This window comes from Algoriphagus pacificus (assembly GCF_017254845.1).
In the GTDB taxonomy this organism is placed as follows: domain Bacteria; phylum Bacteroidota; class Bacteroidia; order Cytophagales; family Cyclobacteriaceae; genus Algoriphagus; species Algoriphagus pacificus.
The window spans coordinates 138978-161718 of record NZ_JAFKCU010000008.1 but is presented as its reverse complement, the minus strand read 5'-3'; the positions used below and the strand labels follow the sequence as shown (position 1 = coordinate 161718).

The 22741-nt window shown below is 34.2% G+C and carries 20 protein-coding genes and 1 tRNA gene; 1 reads left to right on the top strand and 20 read right to left on the bottom strand.

Going from position 1 to position 22741, the window contains the following annotated elements; translation table 11 throughout:
- Positions 1 to 69: 69 nt before the first annotated feature.
- The 16 genes from J0A69_RS21575 to J0A69_RS21500 all read right to left on the bottom strand — a co-directional run bounded on the left by J0A69_RS21575 (position 70) and on the right by J0A69_RS21500 (position 18988).
- Positions 70 to 285: a hypothetical protein gene (locus J0A69_RS21575; RefSeq protein WP_206588708.1), complete on the bottom strand. Its 216-nt coding sequence runs from the start codon at positions 283 to 285 to the stop codon at positions 70 to 72.
- A gap of 153 nt (positions 286 to 438) precedes the next feature.
- On the bottom strand, positions 439 to 777 hold the full coding sequence (locus J0A69_RS21570) for a DUF4878 domain-containing protein (RefSeq protein ID WP_206588707.1): 339 nt from the start codon (positions 775 to 777) through the stop codon (positions 439 to 441).
- 625 nt (positions 778 to 1402) lie between these two features.
- Entirely contained in the window at positions 1403 to 3382 is a 1980-nt protein-coding gene (gene mobC, locus J0A69_RS21565) for a conjugal transfer protein MobC (RefSeq protein ID WP_206588706.1), read from the bottom strand.
- A 9-nt stretch (positions 3383 to 3391) separates the two neighbouring features.
- Positions 3392 to 4609 (bottom strand): relaxase/mobilization nuclease domain-containing protein, encoded by a 1218-nt coding sequence (locus J0A69_RS21560; RefSeq protein WP_206588705.1) that lies wholly within the window; start codon positions 4607 to 4609, stop codon positions 3392 to 3394.
- A gap of 4 nt (positions 4610 to 4613) precedes the next feature.
- Positions 4614 to 4994 (bottom strand): plasmid mobilization protein, encoded by a 381-nt coding sequence (locus J0A69_RS22690; RefSeq protein WP_206588704.1) that lies wholly within the window; start codon positions 4992 to 4994, stop codon positions 4614 to 4616.
- A 189-nt stretch (positions 4995 to 5183) separates the two neighbouring features.
- Positions 5184 to 5399, bottom strand: a complete 216-nt coding sequence (locus J0A69_RS21550) for a hypothetical protein (protein ID WP_206588703.1) — start codon at positions 5397 to 5399, stop codon at positions 5184 to 5186.
- 602 nt (positions 5400 to 6001) lie between these two features.
- Positions 6002 to 7252, bottom strand: coding sequence for a TlpA family protein disulfide reductase (locus J0A69_RS22755; RefSeq protein WP_206588702.1), 1251 nt, complete (start codon positions 7250 to 7252; stop codon positions 6002 to 6004).
- A 172-nt stretch (positions 7253 to 7424) separates the two neighbouring features.
- Positions 7425 to 8777 (bottom strand): carboxypeptidase-like regulatory domain-containing protein, encoded by a 1353-nt coding sequence (locus tag J0A69_RS21540; protein WP_206588701.1) that lies wholly within the window; start codon positions 8775 to 8777, stop codon positions 7425 to 7427.
- Positions 8762 to 9064 (bottom strand): hypothetical protein, encoded by a 303-nt coding sequence (locus J0A69_RS21535; RefSeq protein WP_206588700.1) that lies wholly within the window; start codon positions 9062 to 9064, stop codon positions 8762 to 8764. The genes J0A69_RS21540 and J0A69_RS21535 overlap by 16 nt, the downstream gene beginning before the upstream one ends.
- A 1091-nt stretch (positions 9065 to 10155) precedes the next feature.
- Positions 10156 to 10929 (bottom strand): galactosyltransferase-related protein, encoded by a 774-nt coding sequence (locus J0A69_RS21530; protein ID WP_206588699.1) that lies wholly within the window; start codon positions 10927 to 10929, stop codon positions 10156 to 10158.
- A 4-nt stretch (positions 10930 to 10933) separates the two neighbouring features.
- Positions 10934 to 12028 (bottom strand): lanthionine synthetase LanC family protein, encoded by a 1095-nt coding sequence (locus J0A69_RS21525; RefSeq protein ID WP_206588698.1) that lies wholly within the window; start codon positions 12026 to 12028, stop codon positions 10934 to 10936.
- A gap of 155 nt (positions 12029 to 12183) precedes the next feature.
- Positions 12184 to 12909, bottom strand: coding sequence for an HlyD family secretion protein (locus J0A69_RS22640; RefSeq protein WP_236033067.1), 726 nt, complete (start codon positions 12907 to 12909; stop codon positions 12184 to 12186).
- 578 nt (positions 12910 to 13487) lie between these two features.
- A complete protein-coding gene (locus J0A69_RS21515; protein ID WP_206588696.1) occupies positions 13488 to 15689 on the bottom strand; it encodes a peptidase domain-containing ABC transporter in 2202 nt (733 codons plus the stop codon).
- A gap of 143 nt (positions 15690 to 15832) precedes the next feature.
- Positions 15833 to 16906: a 6-bladed beta-propeller gene (locus J0A69_RS21510; protein WP_206588695.1), complete on the bottom strand. Its 1074-nt coding sequence runs from the start codon at positions 16904 to 16906 to the stop codon at positions 15833 to 15835.
- A 171-nt stretch (positions 16907 to 17077) separates the two neighbouring features.
- Positions 17078 to 17341 (bottom strand): hypothetical protein, encoded by a 264-nt coding sequence (locus J0A69_RS21505; RefSeq protein ID WP_206588694.1) that lies wholly within the window; start codon positions 17339 to 17341, stop codon positions 17078 to 17080.
- 84 nt (positions 17342 to 17425) lie between these two features.
- The gene (locus J0A69_RS21500) at positions 17426 to 18988 is read right to left on the bottom strand and encodes a vitamin K epoxide reductase family protein (RefSeq protein WP_206588693.1); all 1563 of its coding nucleotides are present in this window, start codon (positions 18986 to 18988) and stop codon (positions 17426 to 17428) included.
- Positions 18989 to 19124: 136 nt separating this feature from the next.
- Between J0A69_RS21500 and J0A69_RS21495 the strand changes: the two genes are divergently transcribed.
- A complete protein-coding gene (locus J0A69_RS21495; protein WP_206588692.1) occupies positions 19125 to 19346 on the top strand; it encodes a helix-turn-helix domain-containing protein in 222 nt (73 codons plus the stop codon).
- Between the two features lie 820 nt (positions 19347 to 20166).
- On the opposite strand, the gene J0A69_RS21490 is transcribed toward J0A69_RS21495, so the two are convergent.
- The 4 genes from J0A69_RS21490 to J0A69_RS21475 all read right to left on the bottom strand — a co-directional run bounded on the left by J0A69_RS21490 (position 20167) and on the right by J0A69_RS21475 (position 22382).
- Positions 20167 to 20391 carry a hypothetical protein gene (locus J0A69_RS21490; RefSeq protein ID WP_206588691.1) on the bottom strand — a complete coding sequence of 75 codons (225 nt, stop codon included), beginning with the start codon at positions 20389 to 20391 and terminating at the stop codon, positions 20167 to 20169.
- A complete protein-coding gene (locus J0A69_RS21485; protein ID WP_206588690.1) occupies positions 20391 to 20681 on the bottom strand; it encodes a helix-turn-helix domain-containing protein in 291 nt (96 codons plus the stop codon). The genes J0A69_RS21490 and J0A69_RS21485 overlap by 1 nt, the downstream gene beginning before the upstream one ends.
- A 73-nt stretch (positions 20682 to 20754) precedes the next feature.
- Positions 20755 to 22005 (bottom strand): site-specific integrase, encoded by a 1251-nt coding sequence (locus J0A69_RS21480; RefSeq protein WP_206588689.1) that lies wholly within the window; start codon positions 22003 to 22005, stop codon positions 20755 to 20757.
- A gap of 302 nt (positions 22006 to 22307) precedes the next feature.
- Positions 22308 to 22382: transfer RNA gene (locus tag J0A69_RS21475), tRNA-Pro, on the bottom strand.
- Between the last annotated feature and the right edge of the window lie 359 nt (positions 22383 to 22741).

The window sequence follows — 22741 nt, the reverse complement described above, 5'->3', positions numbered from 1 at the left end:
AATTTAATACAATCGACCAATTTCATTCAAAAATAGCATCCAAAATGGTACATGGCCCTTTTGATCAAGTCACCTTAGCTTCTTGAATTCAAAATGTTTTTTAAGAAGAAAAACATACACTATTGGTGTAATTGCCAAAAATCCAGGAGAAACAGCTTCTGAATAGGTTGTTGCAAAATATAGATAGAGAAAAATCAGCCAGACAATAGGAATTGCCACCAAAACATAAGGCATCATTCTCATAAATCTTCCAATTTCTTCTGGGGTTTTAGGAAAGTTGTTCATAAGGAAAAGAATTAATTTCCACTAACTAATTAATAACCAAACGGCTGCCAAAATCACCAAAGTACCCACTATTCACTATTGAATAACCCATATGAGGCCAATACAATAAGGCTTCTAACTTATTCCAAAAACACAATAACTGTCAAAAGGAATCTAGAACTTAGGCCTCATATGCACGAGCCATTCCCCATCAATCTTTACGGTCTCAATCACTTCTGAACTACCATTAGTATTCAAAATGGTTACCCAAGCTTTGTTATCTACAATGGAGTCATTTAACATCTCAAATTTATAATCCGGATCAACAGGAATAATTCCCATTCCACTTGCCATATCCAGCATATCCCCGGTAGTTTCGGTTGCATACTTTTTAGCTTCTTCCACCCTGCCTTTGGAAATATTTTCAGTAAAATTCTTCACGGCATTTTCCGGACTGGACGAGCAAGAAAAAAATAGAATGGCTAAACATAAAATTGGAAATGTCTTCTTCATGGCAATACTGGTAATCTATTCAACTCAAATTTCATTCATTGCATAAATGTTGACACTAAAATTCCTTTAAGGATATACCTAAAAATCCCCATTAATCGTAGACCGACTTATTCGTTTTCGGCGAGGTTGCTTGGCCTTATTGTTTTCTGCCTGCGTGGAAAATAGTGTATTATATAACAATTGATTTTTTTCAATCCCGGAAGAATTGTGATAGATTACCTGCTCCCCTGGCTGGATTTCCTTTTGGAGACCCCCTTTATCAAGATGGTAATTCAATACCTCATAAGCTCGATCCCAGTCGAAGTCATTGAGTTTAATAATATCCAGAAAAGTTAGTATCGGTAAATGCATATAAGTAGATAAAAATCAACTGGTCACATAATATCGTAAAAAATAATTATTAGTCAAACTAAATTGAATCAATAGATATACCAAATGTTTTAATTAGTTGGCTTTGGACGAACAGATCCCGGTACCAACTATCACAAGATTTAGGAAAGCCAGGATAATCTATCAGTTGCCATTCATCCATGCATTAATTCAGATAAAGGCTGCAAACAGAGGACTTTTATGACTTTGTAAGTTGCCATGAAATGCACACCGATAAAAAACTTCCTTTAACTTCTTACCCCCTAATAATCAAATGTCCTAACTCAGGAGTGTCAAACACCCGTTCCATTTCCATTCTGATTATCTCTTCTACCTCACGCTTGATTTTTCGATAGTTTTCTTCAACCTGTTCTTGGGATATTTCCCGCACCTTGGGGATCTGCTGAAAGCTTTCTTCCTCCCGCTTCAATGCACTATGATCATTGATGATTTCTGAATGAAAAGCCTTCAAAGCTATTTTTTGGTCCGGAGTATCAGCAACCATCCCCACAAATTCTCCAGAGGATAGCGCTGAAATAGTGGATGCAGGAACAGCTTGATCCAGTTGGGTTGATTTACTTATAGAGGTCTCTGAATTGTTAATTGAAATACTCTCCCTATTTTGGATGATTTTTCCAAATCGCTCCGAAAGCTGTTTAGCAGTATCCCCCAATACCTGGCCACTAATGAAATTCCCTACCGTATTCATAATCACATCGGCCTGCTCCCTCCCATAATCTTTCCTGAGTTGGCTATAGTCCTGGACTCCTAGGCAGCAAGCCACTTTATTGGATCGCGCTGTGGCGATAAGGTTATCTATTCCATTAAAATAGATTGTTGGAAACTCATCAAACACCAGACTGGATTTAAGTTTTCCCTTTTGGTTGACCAATTTCACAATCCTTGAAATATAAAGAGAGAGGACTGCTCCATACACCTGTTGCTTTTGAGGATTATTCCCCATACAGATAATTTTAGGTGCATCAGGATTGTTCAGATCCAGCGTGAATTCACTTTCTGAAAGCACATAATACAATTGGGGAGAAGAAAGGCGAGCCATGGTTATTTTGGCACTTGCCACCTGTCCTTCCAATTGATCAAATGCCTTTTTGACCAATGCAGAGACAAAAGGATTGACCAACACTTCAATTTCAGGTTCTGTTCGGAGCACTGTAAACAATTTCTCATAATCCGCCTGCATTAATTCAATCACATGGGGAAGCGAGCAGTATTTCCCATACCTGTGTTTTTTCAGAAACCAGATGATTGCCGTCAAAAAATTAATCGGGCTTTCCACAAAGAAATCCCCCTGCTTTTTGATCCATTCCCTGTTCAGTCCCAGCATAATGGTACGGGCAGATTCAGAAGCATCTGTTATGTCCAACATAGAATCTGGCTCCAAGGGATTACAACGATGTGTATGGGAAAGCCGATCAAAATTGATGGTGTAGAATTCGGGCTTTACAGGATAAGCTGAAAAATTATTCTGAAGCGTATTGTATGCGATTCGTGACAGGTCATCGTATTTGAAATCATAGACAAACATGGAAAAACCTTTTCTGATATGCTGGGTAATCACGTGACGGATTATAAAGTAACTTTTTCCGGAACCTGGTGTTCCTGCCACCAATAAGGCACGGAAAGGATTGATAATGTTGATCCATGATTTACGGATCTTTTCCTTCAGTCTATATTGGGCTGGAAGGTTGATTGAGTATTCATTTTCCAGATAACGCTCTTCCTGGGGAAATGTCTCATTTAAATAATTAAACACACCCTGATCCAATCGGTTCTTCAGGAAGCGACTCAGCAGAGCTCCTCCCCTCAAGATAAGAATGAATCCAAGGGTGGTGATTGATATGTAAAGAATACTCACCAAATCCTCATTTAACGGAAAGTGAAAGACAAAAAAGCTAACCACATAGCATACAAACCCAATGTTAATCGGCCATAGGATCTGGGCCATTTTGAGTTTATCATCCTTTTTGCCTTTCGCTCCGATCAATGAAATCATCAAAAGTACCAGGGCAAATACTTTGGAAATATAGAATTCATTAAACAGGCCTGTACCCTGAATAGTCACCAGAAGCCTTTCGGAAATGGCATGGGTCAAACCCCATTCGATGAATGAAGGATAACAGTAATAATAGTAGTGCAGACAAAGCATTCCAATGCTTGCCTTTCTGGTCAAATCAAGGATTTTTCTGAGCCCTTCTGTATTTTCACCTGTTTGCATCCACTTAGTTTATTGAATTCGCTTTTTGCGTTTTTTCTTTTTCTTCTGCTTTAGCTCATAAGGAGTTGGGTCTTCGGTCTGATAAGAATTTGGAGAGGATTCCACTAATTGAGTTCTTTTCCCAGGCTCATTTCCATGCCAACCCATTTTCACCTCCTGCTCTCTTTCCAAATCATAAGGCAAGTCAGCATTCAATGAAAATCTAGCAGAAAGGGAATTGGCTGAAAGATCCTTTCCTAAAGCAGACCCGTTAAATACACATCGGTTTACATTATCAATGTAAGTCACCCCATACAATCTTCCCTCTTCATTGATCCTGAATACTGGCTTGATTCCTTTTGGTCTAAGTCTGCTGGTAAATTCATCCAAGGAACTACAACTTTTCAACACCTCTTGAATTTGGCCCCGGAGCGTTTCCCGATGTTGCTTTCTTGCCTCTTTGTTCCGAAAAAACATTTTTTCGAGTCTAGGTAAGGTAGGACTGGAATAGATTGAACTGGCCTTTACAGGTACTCCAACCCTATTCCCAGCAGCATCCAGAATAGAATAGACCAGTCCACTTTTTTTGAACATGTCACTTTCCTTTTCACCCCGGTATGCACATACATTGAACTGCTCCAACACAGCATTCAGCTCAGGGAGCGATGCAAACTGATAGGTCCGAATCACCTCCTGAACAATATTGGATATGGAAGCTTTTGTTTCCCGTTTGCCATAAGCAGCTTTCTCCAATGATTGGAGTAAGTTGACTTTCTGCTTTCGCTGCTCCTCAGCCTTTACAAGCTGGTATCGACCTTCAATTTCTCTCCGGGTTTTTTCTGATTTGATTTTCCCCAGATTATGTGTTTCGATCCGCTTCCCCTCCCAGGTAATGTTGGTAGTCACCAGATGAATGTGTGGATGGGCTGCGTCAAAGTGTTGGTAGAGTAAATAAGGTTGATTTTCAAACCCTATACCTTTCAGATAATCCTCCGCAATCCTTTGAAGTGTAAACTCATTTACTTTATCCTTTGGAGAGAAATTGAGCGAAATATGAACGGTGTTTGTTTTCGTCCTTTTATTCAATTTCTGCACCTGTTTAAATATTTGAATCTTATCATTCACAGTAAGATTTTTAACCGCAAACCCTCCCATCTGGAGTAGTTTTGCCTGTCCGTGTTTTACCTTCTGTTCATTGTACCGGATCACTCCTCCAATAGTCTTTCCGGTGATGATTTTAGCAACCAAAAGCTCAGAATTTCAATCCTTCAATTAACTGATGAAACGAATCTATTTTTGTCTTGGCACGATCCAAATGAGGAAGCAATTCCCTGACAAAAAACTGACGCTCTTTAGGATCAGCCTGTAAATGGAAATAATGCGTAATCTGGTTGATATTCACTCCGATTTTATTGAGTTCATTTCTGAGCAAACCTAATTCAAGCAGAGTCTTCTCCACAGATTTGTTTCTAGTGTTCACTGTCAATTTTCTTTTGAAAAGAACTTCTCTAACCAATTCACTCAAGGTCTGGCAATAAGCGCTTTTATGAAGTAGAATTTTAAGTTTCTCAGCTTCGGATTGAGTGAATCGAATGGTCTTACGTATCGGATAGTTGACTGATCTTTTTTTCACAGTTCAGAGGATAATAAAATTCGACTTCGGAGAAATTTTATCCCTACCGCAACTCCGGCAGCGGTGGGCAAGATCGGATTGGCGTCAGACAATCCTACATCTTGCTCATTGCAAACACGCAATGCAATACCTGCCATCAAAAGCGTGTTTTGTTGTAGATGGTTAGAATTATTTACGATTTGAAAAACCTCAGTTTTCCAGGTTCCAGACCCATTCATCTGCTGCCATCACCCAATCCTGAATTGCAGAACCCATTTCATTTCTCCAATCCATTCCCTGGTAATAGAAATAGAAAACCTCAGCCTCTGCAGCAGGCACATGGAGAAAATCAAAGTAGGCTTTTACCTGCTCTAGGGAGGGTGGGACATTTCGGGAAAAACTGAGATTCTGAGCTTCGATCTTCATGACGTTTATCGTTTTTGATGAAGCTCAAAAGTGTGGAAGTGCGAACCGGAATGGTCACATTGAAAACAGAAGTGGGAAAGGGAAATTTGGAAGTGACAAAGAATTTTCGACTATGCCCTTGAATCAAATGAATCAAAAGACTATGAAATGTTGGCAGAGGAAATTATCTCCAAACTAAACTGAAAACAAAATGGAAAAGAAGCTAAATGAGCCGGGAAAGGGGAATGAAAATCTAGGAACTAACTAAAGAGTTCTAGGATAATCATATTGGAAATTGCCGGGCGGTGATAAAACCTAAGTAATCTTTTTTTCTTACATGATATCGTTTCAAATAAACAATAATACATAAGAATCTAAACTTCCTAAATACGTCCTAAAAGTAGTTCCATCCTACAAACCCTAAAGATTAAGTTATATACACGCAACAAAAGCTTAGTTATCTTGCTGTCTATTTAAATCAATATCCATTCTAAATATTCTTTATTCCTACCCAAATTACATTGCTATTAGTTTTTCTCAACTGTAGCTCAGTTTTTTAGTCAACAGATAGCTTTGAAGTTTTGTTAAATGAAGTCACCTGTTGGCAATGACTACAATCGAGATTAATCTGAAGTAAGACTATCTAGCAAAACCCTTATTTCTTTAGATTCTGGTCTTGGTGCATTTGGATGAATCAAATTCCCTTGAGGATCGAACAAAATATACCTTGGGATCAATTCAACATTTATTTCCTTTAGGTAAGCTGATTCGTCGATATTCATGACGATATATGAGCGATCAGGAAACGCTATATCGTATTTCTGAATTACCTCTTCCCAAAATTTATGGTTTTTGTCGACAGAAAGATATACTACTTCCAAACCTTTATTATGGTATTCATCTTGAAGAGAGCGGGATTCTGGAAAAGAACGAATGCATGGAATACACCAAGCTGCCCAAAGATCAACATACACATACATCCCGATTTTTTGATCAAGAACTTCATCAAAACCCAACATTTTTTCACCTATTCCCTTCAGTTCCATATCAGTATCTTGGATAAGTAACTTCTCGATTGGCTTTCGCAATTCCGAATTCCACTCTGCTGGCAATTTGGACGCATTTTCCGCTAATAATCGATCAATCTCTGCAAAAGAAAGCTTATTAAGCTGCCATTTTAGTATTTTATACAACAATAGTTGGGAAAAATAGCTTTTGGAGGCATCATCAATTATTTCATCAGTATTATCTTGATGCTGATTTATTAACTGTGTCAAAAGGAAATCGGCATATTCATTTACATAAATATGACCCTTTTCGAATGTACTATCGCTTAAAAAGTGTTGAATTGCATTAACTGCATCAAATGACCCATTTCGAATATCAAAAAAACCAATTTTATAATTTTCAAATCTGTTTCTCTCTGAAAATAGGTTTGCGTAAGATTTTGAAAGTAATCCTTCATTGACCAAAGAATCTATCCAGTCCTTCTCCCTACTCAATTCATTATTAGCCTTCACCTTAGCCTTTAAGAGCTCACCTTTCATATTTACATCAATAAAGGAGTTAATAGATGAATTCCAAAGGAAATAAAAATCTTCCAAGCCAGTCTGATTCCGCTTTAGCAAATTTCGATTTTTCATGACTTCCCAATTGACATCGTATTCTTTTGTAGTTCTGTTGATTACTTCCATCCAAGGCCGTCTTTCATTAATATTAATCAAAACAGTATCTCCCTTTTGAAAAATATAACTGTAAACATGTTGTTCCTTTTCATTATAGACCACCTCTGTCCAATCGTTTAAAACTTCTATCGTAAAATGGTAGAAAAATGTATCTGGGGGAAAATCGATTCTATCTACTAGTGAGTTCACCTCCTGAAAATGAAAGGTTGCTTTCTTTTTACTCAAAAAATCGTAAACTAAAGAATCTTCTAAAACTAGCACAACCTGATATTGAGCCTTTTGTTTAGGTTTGCAGCCAAAAAAACTAATACTCAAAATTCCAAGGCAAATAATCCAAATAAGAGCATTATTTAATAACTGATTATTTTTTTCCATTGCTCTTAAATTGTTCTTCTAGGCTTCTAAACCGCTCCAAACTTCGGATTATTGCAGAATCAAGGGGGTGTTTTTTCAGAAATTCACTGTTGATCCAAATATCTTGATTGTATTCTTTTACTTTGGATCCTATAATCTCATCAGCTTTTTCTACATCTTTTTTTCGAATTTTTTTAAACTTGCCGGTATTAACCTCATCAAACCAGTAGGTGTGAATATCCATAGAATGCCCCCCTACATTTCTATTAATTAAACGCATTTTCTTATAAACAATTTTCTCTGGATAATATTTTTCTTTGACCTTCCCATATTTCACAAAAATTTCATCGTAATCCGTTCGATCGGCGTTTAAAAAAACTTTTTGCTGAAGTTCCACAACGGCAAAGTCCCTACTGTTTACTTTTATAAAAGAAGTACCAATTGGAGGATCTGTGCTACCAAAAACTATTTGAAAAACTGTATCCTTTTCAACTACCTCATATCCTACAATTTCATGGTAAACAGGAATTTCAGGAATTCCAATTAAAGCCATTCGCAAACCTTTTTCGGTAAAAAGGGCGTCCTCAAGATAAGCTCCGCGGGCTGGATTTTGTCTGTATAAACTTATAAGATCATTAGAAATTGGCTTAACACCTGTTTCTTTTACTATTCCCGCTTCTAACTTATCAAGATAATCCAAAAATACAGAATCTACTTCTGCTAAGTCATCTCCTTTCCTTAAAGAATTTAATTCGATTCTTGATTTTGAAATACTTTTTGAATACCCCACATCCTGAATCGTCACAGCACCTTCAACAAGACCTGTAAACTCGTTATAATCGGTTGAAATCTTCCTATAAAAACCTGATAGCTGATGACTTTGACTAGGATAATTTCTCTCCAAATTTTCTAAAATATCATTTATTAAATTTTCAATTTGAAATGTCTCTGGCCTAACCACTATTTCGTCCAAAGCGATCATCAATCTATCCAGTTCTATTTTCACACCGGAGGTATTTAATGAAAGTAAAGGAACTACCTTGCTTTTATATCCTAAAAAAGAAACTACAAGTGTGTCATTTTTTATTGATTCTGGGAATTTAATTGAAAAAGCACCTTCATCATTTGTAATCCAATTGAATTCTGGATAATTTTTGATAAAAATGTAAGAATTGACGAGTGGCTCTTTGCTTTCAAAATCCATGACAGATCCTGAAATGGACTGCCCAAAAATTGTCTGGCAATGAATGCCACATAAAAAAATTAATATCAATGAAAATAATATTCTCTTAGAAGGAAGGGTAGCATTTTTATCAATCCTACCCTCTCCTTTAAATGCTTTTCTCACCAAGCCATCCATGAAAAATTCGTGCAACTTGAAATGTTATAACCTTCATCTTCCGCCGCATCAAAATATTCAGCCCCATTATATGCACCACCATTTGGTCTAACTGAGCAATTATTTGTAGCCCAACCTATAGTCCATCCATCACATCCATATTCAGTATTACAACTCCTAATTACATACATACTGACACAATAAGATGAGGGTCCGCTTCCAGAACCACCATATATATTTGTCAACTCATTTCTGTCAAGGACTTCTTCTTTAGAAAGTTCTAATTTTCCTAATTTCAATTTTCCCATGTTTTCATTTGTTTTAAAAGTTTCACTATTAAATAATTTATTCTGATGAGGCACTTACAAACATGCGTAATCATCACTACCATATAAATTTCTTAAAATCATCACAAAGTCTCAATACCTCTTTTACTAATCTTCAGTAAATATTTACTATATAATCTACATAGGAGAATTCCAAAATAAACGTCACTTATAAATCTCCTAAAATACTTTCATACACCACTTAACTTATAAATTTCAAACTCTTCGCTTGAAATAGCTATAGTTCCTTAAACTTCAGCTGACTTACATTTATTATGATTAGGGCTCTTTTAGGAGAGATTCCAGATTTTAGAAATGATATCTTCACGAAATATCCACAATCAACCAGATTAAAGATGTCCGGGTCCGATTTACTTTAAATCTGATTTTTAAGAAACCTCACAAAATCCTTCTTTATGGGAGGATCTAAATCATTTCTAAAGGAACTCTTCTGATTTTTATTTGATTAAGAGCCGTTACAACTTCTAGATCGGAACTCCTACCAAAGCAGTGTTTTACTCTATCTAAAAAAGTACAATAGATATTTTTTTCTATTTAAACCGTTCACCGTATTCAAAACCATTTACTTTTCAAGTATAAATTCCAGCACAAGCAATTTTTCGAAAAATGAAACCCTCAGAAACCTGTCCTTTATAAGAAGAAAAAAATGTTTTATTGCAGCAATCAAATGTAGAAAAACAAAGTAGTCCTTTGCGTAGTAAACAAAGGGTGGGAAATTTCTGTAAAATTCAAGTTTTTAATCTTAGGTTTATTTTTCAAATGTTAATTTTTATAGAGCTTAAAAATAAAGCAAGGTGAACTGTAAAAGTCAAATTAAAACCCCAATGAGGAGAAGAATCATATTAGTCCTAATTAAGATTTTTAATGAGTTTGGCCCAATTCCTCCTAAAATTTCAACAAAAAAAGATAAATAAAGTTTACAAGGTAAAATCCATTTTTTAAAAGTTAATATTCAGTTAAAAAATAAAAAGTGGGCTTTTTTTAAATTCTACTTAAAACCTTAATTGAAATTTTAAATAAAAACACCTGGATCCAGAATTTAATAAATTTTCTTACCAATTTAAAATTTCTTTCTTGAGTTCCTCCTTTGACATATTAATTGATTTGTAAAGCTCAGTCATTTTTTTTAGATCTTGGTTGGGACTATGAAATGAACTATTTAATCCACGTTCATGAGTAAGATGATAAAGAACTCCTTTAATATGTCGGTGGTTATACCCCAATATTTTCCAACGATTTATACGATCCCCATCTTCCCTTCCCCAGCCATAGAATTTTTCATTTTCCATTCCTGCTTCTAAATAGGCTTGCCTACGTGCCAAAAATGCTCCACCAACTGGATTTGGAGCATATAAAGCTTTCATTTTACCCTGATGTATTTTTAGAATTTCAATATCACGGGATTGTATAAAAATATCTCGCAAAATTTCAGAAGTATCCAAAAATTTATCTTTAAAGGGGGTGACAAAATCAGCTTGTCTATTTTCCAACAATTCTACAGATTGCCGAATTTGATCAATTGGAATTATAATATCAGTATCCCATACTACAATATATTCAGTATCGACAGAGCTAACTAATTGATTTATATACTTAGTCCGATGAAAGACATTATCAAGATCTTCAACAAAGTTATAATTTACACATTTAGGAAGCAACCTATATAACAACTCTGTATTCCTCGTTGAAGCTTCTAATACTTTTATATTAGTATCAATATTTGATAGTATATAATCTATACTAACCAATGTATTCTCCAAACGATTAATAGAGTCAATTCTAAGAGGAATCAAGAATGTAAAATCACTTAAGTTTAAATTTTTCATGGAATCAAGGTTTAACAATATCAGAATTTATAACTTTTACACGGTCTAAATTAGAACACTTATTCTCTAATAAAGTCCAACCAATTCCTGACAAACCGGAAACTAAACCAATGCTTTTTTTAAATGGGCTATAAAATTCAGTTTCGTCCCAGCAAACAGCATTATTTATTTTATTGAAAATCAGTTCATATCTTGGAATAAAATAATTGTCACCAGTTATTTCTGCCAGCTTTTCGCCTATAAGTTTCAAGCCACTAACACCATCCATTACTTTTATATTCAGATTTTTACATTCATTGTTGAATATACATTCCAAATCAATAGATTCTTTTAAAAATATGGCATGTTTTTTTAACTCAGGAATATTCTTTTCCTTGAGGAATAATTCTATTCCCAATAAAAGATACAATCGATTACTATGTAGATTCGGTAAAAGTGAAAGCAAACTTGGAAGCAGGTAATCCAAAATACGGTCTATTTTAGAAGTGTTCACATTTAAACTTTTTGCCTTAGCCAATACAATTAATACCAGAGGTAAATCCCAAAAAATATTAAACAATTGTGGCTCCCTATCTTGAATTTTTTCTTCTTCAATCAATTGGCCAAGTTGGTTGAGTAATTTAGCGGAAAGCTTTTGAAATATTAGAATATTCGTTTTATGGCCTGATTTTAAAGAATATTCTAGTCGGTTTAGACTATAAAGCAAGTAACCGATTATTCCACGCTGCAAATTCGCAGGAAGTTTGTTATTTTGTTCTTCGATGTATTTAAAAATTCTATCGTCAATGTCAGATAAAGTATTGTCAAGATCAGCTTCCACAAAATCCGAATTCACCATATAACTAATTCCATAAGCAATACCAGCGAATCCATTTTCGAAATCTGCAGATAGCTTCGCTTGATTCAGTTTTTCAAAAAGTTCTCCTACTAGGTCTTCTGCAACTTCCAGAAATAAATGATTATTCGTTTTTCTTCCAAATTGAAAAAAATAAATAATCAATCCTAATTTTCCATGTAGTAACCCCAATTCTTTTTCCTCCTTCGCATTATCTGAAAGAAGCTTGTTGACTTCTTGAAGTTTTTCTAATGCTTGTTTCATAGATTTAAATAATTTTGTTTATAATTTTTCCGGGAACTGAGTAAGCTAAAATTCTTATATAAGAAAATTGAAAAAACTTTGTTGTATTTATATTAAAAATATTAAAGTAGTTTATAGTGATTAAAATTTGTGATGAAAACATCAATTATAAATTATTATTCAGTTATCGATTTAAGTTTGAAAAAAAGTCTTTCAGCTAAACTCAAGTCTTCAGTAATAATCTCAGCTACACCAAGAAGTTCTTGATTTAAAGGAATTTCCTTACCGTATGAGGTTTTAGTTCCTTTGGGCAACAAACTATAAACCAAATAATTACCTTCTTCATCAGGAGAAACAGAAATACTCTCTACCTCACCCATAATGGTTCCGAATTGTTGAAAAGGGAAGTTATCAAGCTTAATCAATACTTTTTGTCCCATAGAAATTTTACCAGAATTTTGCGAGGAAACGACCATTTTCCCAAGAAGTTCTGTCCTTTGGTTGGGTAGAATTGTAAAAATTGGCTCCCCTGCCATAACAAGCTGATTCTCTCCCCACACCCCTTGAAAACTAACCTCGCCGTTAATGGAGGAAAAAAGCATATAATTTTTCTCCCAATCCTTCACCGCCCTTTTCAAACCGTGGTAGGTCTGAATAAGGTTAATTAATGCCCTAGATTCATCTTGCTCTTTTGATACCTGAGTACTTTTTAGAATTTGGCCTGCATTGGCCAATGCTTCCTGAAGCTGAGAAATAGAAATTGCCATCAAATTAACTTGTTCTTGGATTTGAAGATATTCAAACTCTTTACTCTCAAAATCCTTGGCTGAAATGACCCCACTTTCATAAAGTAATTTATTGCGCTTATAATCAGTTTCAACAAGGGCTACTTTTCTTTCCAAGATTTCCTTTTGGGCTAATTGGCTAGAAAGCCTTTCCTTAATTTCCTGGATGGATTGCCGATTCCCTTCCAATTGAACTAAAGATGGCTGAAGCCTTTCAAGAAGCCTGAATTCCATATAACTCCGCTCAAACTCCACAAATGCTAACTCAACTTCCCCCAAGACTACATCTGAAAGAGAATCTATAGGAAAGTAAAACCCATTATTTTTCCCAAAGGGAATTTCCTCCAGAAGCCTTTTCAATAATAAGATACTATTAACATTAGAAGTACTTTTAATACTAGCTAAAGATTGCCCCTCACTTACTTTTTGGCCATTTCTAACCCATATCTTATCAATTTGTCCAGAAGTTCTTGATATTATTTTTTCCGTGGGTTCCATAGTCGTAACCAGGACCCTTGAAGTAATAAAATCAGGGTATTTTATGAAAAAAGACAAAAAAATCAATCCGCTTATTATAAAAAAAATTAACGTGATACCCCATCGGACTAACCAGTTAGGAGGAGTTGTGATTATCTCTTGGACCTCTTCCGATCTAGACTGTAAATTATCAGTAAATTGGGAACTTTGAGGCATAACTAATTCTCTCTAATATTTTCCAAATCCAGTTGATTTTTTACTAAATTGAAATAGACTCCACTTTTTAAGACCAATTCATCATGATTACCAATCTCCTTAACACTTCCTTCATCCATAACGATTATCTGATCTGCATTTCTCACTGTACTTAGTCTATGCGCGATAATGAAGACAGTTTTACCTCTCATAAACTGGTTTAAATTTTCCATTACTATCCTTTCGTTTTTTGCATCAAGTGCAGAGGTTGCTTCATCAAAAAAGAGGATCTCAGGGTTTTTATATATTGCACGAGCTATAAAAAGTCGCTGTTTTTGTCCGCTGCTAACACCTACCCCCTCATTTCCAATTTTCGTATTAAATCTTAATGGGAGCGATTGAATAAAGTCATAAATATTTGCTGTCTTTGAGGCTAAAACCAAACGTTCAAAATCTATAACTTCTTCACCTACTGCGATATTTGCAGCTATTGTATCATTAAAGACATAGCCCTCTTGCATGACAACCCCGCAATGCTCCCGCCAAAAACGTGGGGAAATAAACCTTAAGTCATTTTTTCCGTAATGGATTTCCCCCTTTGATGGCTCATAAAATTTTAAGAGAAGTTTCATTAACGTGGTTTTTCCACACCCACTGGCTCCAACAATAGCTGTAATTTTCTGTTTTGGAATTGTCAGATTAATTTTTTTGAGCACATTTTCATCAGCTCCTAAATATCTAAAGCTGAGATTGGTTACGTTTAAGTCCTCACCAGGTACAATGTCATAGACCAATTGCTTGTCACGACTCTCCTCATCATCCTTATCATGAATTTCGTTAAGTCTATCAAGACTAATCTTAGCATCCTGATAGGTTCGAATAAATGAAACTAATCCAATAATCGGACCATTCAACTGACCGATTATATATTGAAGAGAAAGCATCATTCCAAGAGTAAGTTCACCATTTATTACAAAAAGTGCTGATGCAAATGTCACTAAAATATTTTTTAGCTCATTAATTACTGAGGAACCAACTCCTTGTGTCTGCTCTAATGCTAAGTTTTTGATGGAAACGTTAAATAGCCTAGCTTGGACAAACTCCCATTTCCAACGTTTAAAGGTTTCAGCATTATGGAGTTTAATCTCTTGCATGCCATTAATTAATTCGATTACTGTACTTTGCTCTTGACTTAGCTGGGCAAAGCGCATATAATCTAATTCCTTCCTTCTTTTGAGAAAATATATAATCCAAAGGATATAAATTATACTTCCTCCCATAAAAATCAAGAAGATCACTGGACTGTAATACATCAAAACCCCTCCGAAAACAAATAGGTTAAAAAAGGAAAAAAAAGTATTTAATGCTGTACCTGTTAAAAGATTTTCTATTCTTCTATGGTCTCCTATCCTTTGCATTATATCTCCTGTCATACGGGTATCAAAAAATGAAATAGGAAGGTTCATTAATTTTATAAAAAAATCCGAAACTAAAGAAATATTTACGCGAGTGCTTAAATGGAGTAAAATCCAACTACGAAAAACTTCAACACTAGTGCGTCCAATAAATAGCATCACTTGGGCAATCAATATCAGATAAATAAAACCGATGTCTTGGTTTTGAATCCCTATATCTACAATGCTCTGAGTAAGAAATGGAAAAACTAACTGTAATAAACTTCCCACAAACAACCCTATCGCCAATTGAGAGATAAGACCTTTGTATTTAATCAAGTATTGAAAAAGAAAGGCAAGTGAATGCTTATCCGTACTTTCCCACTTCTTTTTGTAAAATAAGGGAGTAGGCTCAAGTAGCAATGTTATTCCATCCTTACTATCAGATGCTACATTATTCCCAATCCAGCGGGAAATAAATTCCGTTTTTGTCAATTGGATTAATCCATATGCTGGATCAGAAAGAAAAACCTTAGTCTTAGTTATTCGATATACTACAACAAAGTGATTTTTGTCCCAGTGTACAATTAGTGGCAATTGAGCTTTCTCCAATTTTTCAAAATTTAGCTTCGCTCCTATTGTTTTAAATCCAATAGCTTCTGCTGCATCACTAAGTTTAAGTAAGTTACTACCTGATCGTGTAGTTTCAGATAGTGTACGAATTTCCTGAAGTGATATAAGTTTTCCATAATGCTTGGATATTATCCGAATACAGGTAGGGCCACAATCTTTGGCATCAGGTTGTTTATAATATGGGAATGATGCTTTCAAGAAAAATTATATTTCATTGTAATTAAAATAATTACTAATATTAAAACTTTAAATTAATTTATAGAACCTAAATAATAACCATCTATCCACAATATTCAAGTAAAAATCAATTCCTACCAAGGAAAACACTCGAATTTGAAATATCAAATGTTAAATCTATAAAAAACAATCATTGGATTTTTTTCTTCCTCACTCTCAATATTACGCACAACTGAATAAAAGACATATTCATCTAGGTGTTTCGGAAAATTATCAATATTTAGTTCAGATTGAGTATTATTAATAGGATTTTGTAAATAATAAAAAGGAATATTCCTTTCCAAATCTAGCATTATCATATACCCCTTTCTTTTATAAGAAAAAAGCAACGAAGCATAGCTATCAAACATTTCAAGATGAGAAATCCTTAATGTATCGTTCTTATCAAAATCGGTAAAATTTAATAAGTATTCTGGAATCAGATTTTTATTTACTTCTCTATAAATCGTATCTTTATGTTCAATTAATCCTTCAAATCTCGGTCTTGGCAAATAAAATAAGTTTTTACCATTAAAACCTCCAAATATCCAAGGAAAATGATAAATAGTGTGCATATCCGAAACATAGCTATATAATAAATTTTTTTGCTGGAGGCGAGAAAATTTTCCAGGATCAATTCTACTTACAATCAAATCCATACGATTTTTTTGCTCTGAGCTATACGCATATTCTTGAATAACATATAAAGAGTCATTTTGATTAAATAAAAGAATAGGCTGTCCAAGAGATTTTATTGTACCAATAAAATTTCCCTCAAAGTCATAAGAAAGCACTGACATATTTCCCCAATCAGTCATATAGATTATTTTGCTTTTATTATCTAGGTAGAGTGATGTTGCCAAATAATATTCATCAGGTCCTTGTCCTTTTACTCCAATTGTCTTAAGGTAATTCCCATCGTAATCAAACTTTATCAACCCTTGTTTTATATCCAAAACAAAGAAAAAATCATTAGCAAATGCTATATCCTGAAAATAAGTTAAGGATGGATTTCCTGGAATTTCAAGATCAATTGTGTCTATGGTTTCAAATTGAAAATCAGATAATTCTCTTGATAAAAAATTCTTAGAAATTTTAATTTCATTTGGAATTCCTGAATCTTCTAAATCTATTCCTTTATTGCAACCAAAGAACATAACAACGAAATAAATAAGCACTTGAAAGTTTATTTTACTCATATTCTTTAGTTTAAAATCAAAATACTTAAAATAAGATTGAAAATTTAAAAACTTTGACCATAAAACACTAATTCTAATTTCATCTCAACTCAGAATAAATAATTTATGGAGCCCTACCTACAACCCTTTTGATGTAAGCAGGAGCTCTGAAATCTTAATCAATTCTACAATCTACCACAAGACACATTTCGTACTTTGACAAACTGGATACATATTTTGACACATAGATTCTACAGCAGCACGAATCTGGGATTCTGATAAAGTTGAATCAAAAGAATCAAGGGTATCAATCACATCTAAATTACTACCCAAAAGATAACAATAACCATCAACTCCGCTTCCACCAGAACCTCCAAAAATAGTTGACAATTGACTTCTTTCAATTACTTCATCCGAAGCAATCTCTAGTTTACCTAATTTTAATTTTTTTTTCATAATATAATTTTTTAAAAATTTAAGATTATCCTCGGACATTCAGTTCACCCGAAGAATATGAACATTATTTTATCTTCACTTTCTTTAAATAAGTATATATTTCAAATCCTCTAAATTGTATTCTTTAGGAAGTTCATATCCGTTTATAAATAATGTCGGTGTATAATTAATTTGCTCCTTTTCACACCAATCTTCCATAGCCCTAATTTTTTCCTCCTGGTTTTCAAGTTCAAAATCAATTGGATATTTTTCTGAAAATGTACTGTAATTTTGATTATCGGACACATACCAATCATTTAATGCGTCCATCATCAGTCTTGAATCACCTTTATCTTTAATAGCAAGGAAATGCTGAACAGTTCTTTCTTTTTGTTTGTCAATATTGCCAGAAACAAAAAGAATCTGAAAATCTATATTCCCTTTTGCAAATAGATTTTCCAATACAGGATGTGCTTGCGCACATGGGCCACAATTTGGATTACTTACTTTTATGACCTGATATTTGGACTTTTCACCTTTCATAAGGATTCCCAAGCCTTTAGGTTCATTTTGTATTTTTCTAGATTTGCCAAGAATTAGCTCAAACAAATCCTTATTACTTTTGAATTGGGCCAGTTCTCTATTGATTGTATATAATTTATCTTGAAGACCAATCGTCGGTATTATTAATATTCCGCCAATTATTATGACTGTAAAGAGAAAGACAAAAAATAACAATGATGATAGTTCAATTCCACCTATCCAAAATCTTCCATTAATAATTGTCAGAACTTCAAGAATTAATACTATTTGAACCATCAGACAAAACTTACACCATTTTTTTATCACTATAGCCTGATAATAAATAGAATATAAGATCACAGGAATGGTCAAAAAACTTATCCAGGAAAGAATTGTAATTGAAAAAAATCCTGAAATAGAGAGAGAACCAATGCCTGCAAAAAAATAAGCAAATCCCAACAAACTTAGATTTAACCTGCCATTTAGCCATTGGAATTTTTGTGAATCCAAAATGGAATTGCAATCAAACTTTTCCCCAACAGAACAAAATTTCTGCAAAGTTGGATTTGTTTTGTTTTGTTGATACCAAAGCAGTATAGCTGAAATGGATAACCCCAAGAACTTTAGTAAAAAATATCCTATTTCCAGTACTGAACCACTTTTCTCTATTAAGCCTATCCCAAACCAAACAAAGAGACAAAAAAAACTAATTATTATTAATGTTTTAAGTATCCATTTATCACGCAACTTTTGAGTTATTTCTGGCTCTGAAGCATCTTCTTTAGCTTCAACGAGTAAAGTAACTCCAGTCCATATCTTTAGAAAGTCCAGCCTTGAGATTTTTTTTTGATGTCCTTTTTCATCAAATAAGGTTATGACACTTCCGGAGATACTTGTAATCACATTAAAATAATTACCAGATTCTAGGGATACTTGGACAATTCCTGGTAAAAGTAAATCATCTAGCCGATCTGGGCCAATCTTGGCTGCCAATGAATCCACTTTATATTCCTCCAGGGTATCTGAAATAGCTAATAAACTGGGGTATTTAGGGTGAGTAAAGATTTTTTCCTTTAAAAATTGCTCAGTAAAAGGCACATAGAGTGAACTGAGTATTCTCTTACAAATGATAAAACAGTTATCCATGAACTGAAAATGAAAATAAACTAAAATTATGTTTTTTCTAATAGTTTTTTAAATTTGAGAATCATGTTTAAAAAAGACTATACCACATTTACTAATTTTTAGGAATTTTTTACTAATCCAAATAACCTTTTAACCAATGAAGATCGGTCATCACTTAAAAAGAGCGAGAGAAAAAAAAAGACTAAGTCAACAAGAAGTAGCTGAACTTTTGGGGATTTCCCAAAAAACACTTTCGAATGTTGAAAGCAACAAATCCCAACCAAGTGTCACGCAGCTTGCATTATTAGGAGAAATTTATGAAATGAATGTATTGAAGTTATTGGAAGATAACGGGATTAATTTAAACACTATTGAATAGTTTATCTCGGGTTTCAAAAAATTGATACAACTCAAATTTTGAATTATAAATGCAGAAAAGTTTATCCATTATATGGTTTTTCAAAACTTAACTAATTTGAACTGAAACTAAATTAAGTTAAAATTTTAGCTCTTTATGGGCAAGTAAAGTGATCATGCCAATCAATTTTGGACTGATGGTATTGAAAATAGCACTTAAAAATTGTAGTTTCTTATTCAGAGCCAGAGCTTTTTAAGCTTTCAATGAAGTAAATTAAATCATGAGCCAATTATACGGAGAACTAAAATAGAATTCCTACAAAACTTTCCTTTAAGAGGTCATTTAACTGATTAAATAGATTTTTATTTACCTAGATTTTGCAAAAGAAAACGGAACAGTCAATTGAACTTATCTCCCAACTAAAAGGGTTCGATTAGAGAATAAAGCTTCCAAATTTTTATTTTTTTCTAAAAATAAAAAATAATTAAGCTAAATTGATGGTAATTAATTATTTACACAACTTAAAAATAACTTTACCTCATTCGGTGACCTAAACAAAAATAAAACAGGTAATACAGTATATTTCAGTAATTTATAAACTTAGATTCGAATCCAGCCATACCTATTCATTAAGGTCTTAAAAGTTTAAATATAGGTCTACCTTATAAAAATATTTACTTTAAAATTTCAGAATCTCTCAAACTCATTCCACAGAAGAACCTTTTACTAAACCATTTTAAACTATGTTCTAAAGAAACTTGCGCTGCAAATAAAACGCTCCAAATCCTCCACAAAAGAGTTCTGTTTTAGCATCAACTGTTCCATCAGGTGACTCGTTATTTTATTTATCAGTATTGAGCCTCCAAATCCATTCATTAGCCCATCCTTTCCAGTACCTTATAGGTCTTCCTTTAACTGTTTTCCAGTTGTTATTTTGATGGACAGAATAGAATCTCTCAGCCTCAGATTCAGAGGCTCCTTTTTGGATAAAATAGATCTTTACAAGATCCAAAGAAGGTGGAATCTCCCATGAAAAACCTCGGTTTTCTGAGGAATTGACATTCATTAAAATTTCACATTTCTTATTCTATGTTTTCTTTCCTCCAGAATACGATTGATTTCTTGTCGGTCATAATACAAGATACCTCCCATTTTAGTGTATGGGATCTCTCCATTAATACGAAGACTTTGTAATGTACCCGAGGAAATATCCAATAACTTTTTCACTTCATAAGTCTTCAGCCATCGCTTTCCTCCTTCTAAATCTTGAACTGGTTTAAAGAGCTTGGCAAGCTCACCGAATAATTCGGTTTTGAATTCTTCCAAGTCATCTTTGGTAACTATTTCCACCGCCATAAATTATTGTTTTGGACATCCCAAATTTGGAAATACTTAGGATTAAAAACCCACATCTGATACCGAATGTGGGTCAAATCACTTCCAAAGAACTTGAGGGTTTTGGAGCCAATTTATCGCGTAACGCAGCCATATCATGAGACAACTTCAGTTGAATTACTCTTGCATAGATCTGAGTTGTAGAAAGCTTGTTATGGCCAAGCATTTTACTTAGTGACTCGATAGGCACTCCATTCAACAAAGTCACAGTTGTTGCAAAAGTATGACGGGCCATGTGAAAGGTCAGGTTTTTCTTGATCCTACATAAATCAGCTATTTCTTTTAAGTAACTATTTAACTTCTGATTGGAAAGGATAGGAAATAGACTTCCCTTTAATTTCGCTCCATTATTTTCTTTGTACTTCTCAATCAATTCTAAAGCGGGATAAAGCAATGGTACATGATACGGTTCTTTCGTTTTCTTTCGCCTTCCTGTTATCCAAGGTTCCCCATCAACCCCTTTATAGATACTATCAGGAGTTAAGGCTGCCAGATCCGAATAAGACAATCCAGTATAGCATGCAAAAACAAAGAGATCCCGAACTAATTCCAACCGTTCTGATGTAAATATCAATTGATGGATATTATCAAGCTCTTCTTGACTTAAAAAATCCATTTCAACTTTTTCAAATCGAATTTGATATTGTTCAAAAGGATTACGGACTATCCACTGTAGCTTTACTGCTAATCTCATCAGTTTCTGAAACCGTTCCAAGTGTTTCATAACACCATTATTGCTCATGGGTCTTTGATGGCCTGAAGGCCTATTCCTTCTCAAATAAGTTTCAAAAGAATGTAGGAAAGCAAAATCTATATCCTCCAGAGCAAAATCATTGGTCCGATACTTTTTTTTGAGGAATTTTGACAGGTACCTCGCAGTTGTAAAATAATTTTTCAGAGTACCCATTTTAAGCTGCTCGGTAAACTCCGTATTGTGATACTCAACCAATTTATTGAGAGTATGTTCCTTTTCCTCTTCACCTAGATATCTACTTTTCAATAGCTCAGCGGTGATCCTTTTTTTTCGAACCTGTAATTCCTGATAGTCTGAAATAATGGCCACCCTTACCTGTTCCAAATAAGTATTAAGATCGAGAATTTCTTGTCGAGTCCCTCTTCCCATTCCTTTGGATTTGCTCCACTGATCAGGAATAACTCTTTGTTTCATAGATATTTCTACCCGACGAGACTCAACTACAATACGTGCAAAAATTGGTGCTTTCCCATCGATAAGCTTCGATGTTTTGATAATGAAATGAACTCCGAATGAATTAGATGCTCTCATTTTGTTTGACTTGTTTAGGTTCAAAGTGGGTGAATAGATTCAAAATGGAAGAAAAGGTCCCAGAATCCTTCCTATTTCTGGCCCAAATCGATACAAAACACATCAAAAGAATTTTTACCAACCACTTATATATCAATACATTAACCCCCAATCTGGGACCTAAATGTAAAAATTAAAAAAGGTCACCTTATCGGTCTCATTTATATTGGTATTTATTAGCCTTTTTTGGTACCAATAAAAAAACAAAAGCCTGTAAACCATCTGATTTACAGGATTTTAATAAATTTTGGTTTTCGAACCTGTCGGGGTGGCGGGATTTGAACCCACGACCCCACGCCCCCCAGACGTGTACGCTAACCGGACTGCGCCACACCCCGAATGGCTGCAAATTTAAGATTTTGGATCAGACGCAAAAGTAAATAGATCTTATTTCCTGAATTTTCAATCGATTTTGTTTTTCTTAAAAATTGCTTGAAAACTCGACACACAACAATTATCACATGTTATCGCTTCTGGGTTGAGGTCTAGAGCTTTTCGAAGTGCCTCATTCCCATTATTATAGGGACCTAAATATTCCCTATCGAGTAAATCCGGAATATTTTCACATTCTCGTTCATGGATTTCAAACTTGCCAGATTCATTAGGTTCAGAGGATAGGTAAAAGAATTTCATAGGAAAAATTTTAAGTAGCATCAAAAATACGATGGCATTCTAAGCCAAAAAATACCCTATATAG

Bases quoted from the DNA above. Each gene is read 5' to 3' on its own strand.
- J0A69_RS21575 (WP_206588708.1), bottom strand. From the start codon at position 285: ATGAACAACTTTCCTAAAACCCCAGAAGAAATTGGAAGATTTATGAGA.
- J0A69_RS21570 (WP_206588707.1), bottom strand. From the start codon at position 777: ATGAAGAAGACATTTCCAATTTTATGTTTAGCCATTCTATTTTTTTCT.
- mobC (WP_206588706.1), bottom strand. From the start codon at position 3,382: ATGCAAACAGGTGAAAATACAGAAGGGCTCAGAAAAATCCTTGATTTG.
- J0A69_RS21550 (WP_206588703.1), bottom strand. From the start codon at position 5,399: ATGAAGATCGAAGCTCAGAATCTCAGTTTTTCCCGAAATGTCCCACCC.
- J0A69_RS21540 (WP_206588701.1), bottom strand. From the start codon at position 8,777: ATGGATGGCTTGGTGAGAAAAGCATTTAAAGGAGAGGGTAGGATTGAT.
- J0A69_RS21535 (WP_206588700.1), bottom strand. From the start codon at position 9,064: ATGGGAAAATTGAAATTAGGAAAATTAGAACTTTCTAAAGAAGAAGTC.
- J0A69_RS21530 (WP_206588699.1), bottom strand. From the start codon at position 10,929: ATGAAAAATTTAAACTTAAGTGATTTTACATTCTTGATTCCTCTTAGA.
- J0A69_RS21525 (WP_206588698.1), bottom strand. From the start codon at position 12,028: ATGAAACAAGCATTAGAAAAACTTCAAGAAGTCAACAAGCTTCTTTCA.
- J0A69_RS21510 (WP_206588695.1), bottom strand. From the start codon at position 16,906: ATGAGTAAAATAAACTTTCAAGTGCTTATTTATTTCGTTGTTATGTTC.
- J0A69_RS21505 (WP_206588694.1), bottom strand. From the start codon at position 17,341: ATGAAAAAAAAATTAAAATTAGGTAAACTAGAGATTGCTTCGGATGAA.
- J0A69_RS21500 (WP_206588693.1), bottom strand. From the start codon at position 18,988: ATGGATAACTGTTTTATCATTTGTAAGAGAATACTCAGTTCACTCTAT.
- J0A69_RS21495 (WP_206588692.1), top strand. From the start codon at position 19,125: ATGAAGATCGGTCATCACTTAAAAAGAGCGAGAGAAAAAAAAAGACTA.
- J0A69_RS21490 (WP_206588691.1), bottom strand. From the start codon at position 20,391: ATGAATGTCAATTCCTCAGAAAACCGAGGTTTTTCATGGGAGATTCCA.
- J0A69_RS21485 (WP_206588690.1), bottom strand. From the start codon at position 20,681: ATGGCGGTGGAAATAGTTACCAAAGATGACTTGGAAGAATTCAAAACC.
- J0A69_RS21480 (WP_206588689.1), bottom strand. From the start codon at position 22,005: ATGAGAGCATCTAATTCATTCGGAGTTCATTTCATTATCAAAACATCG.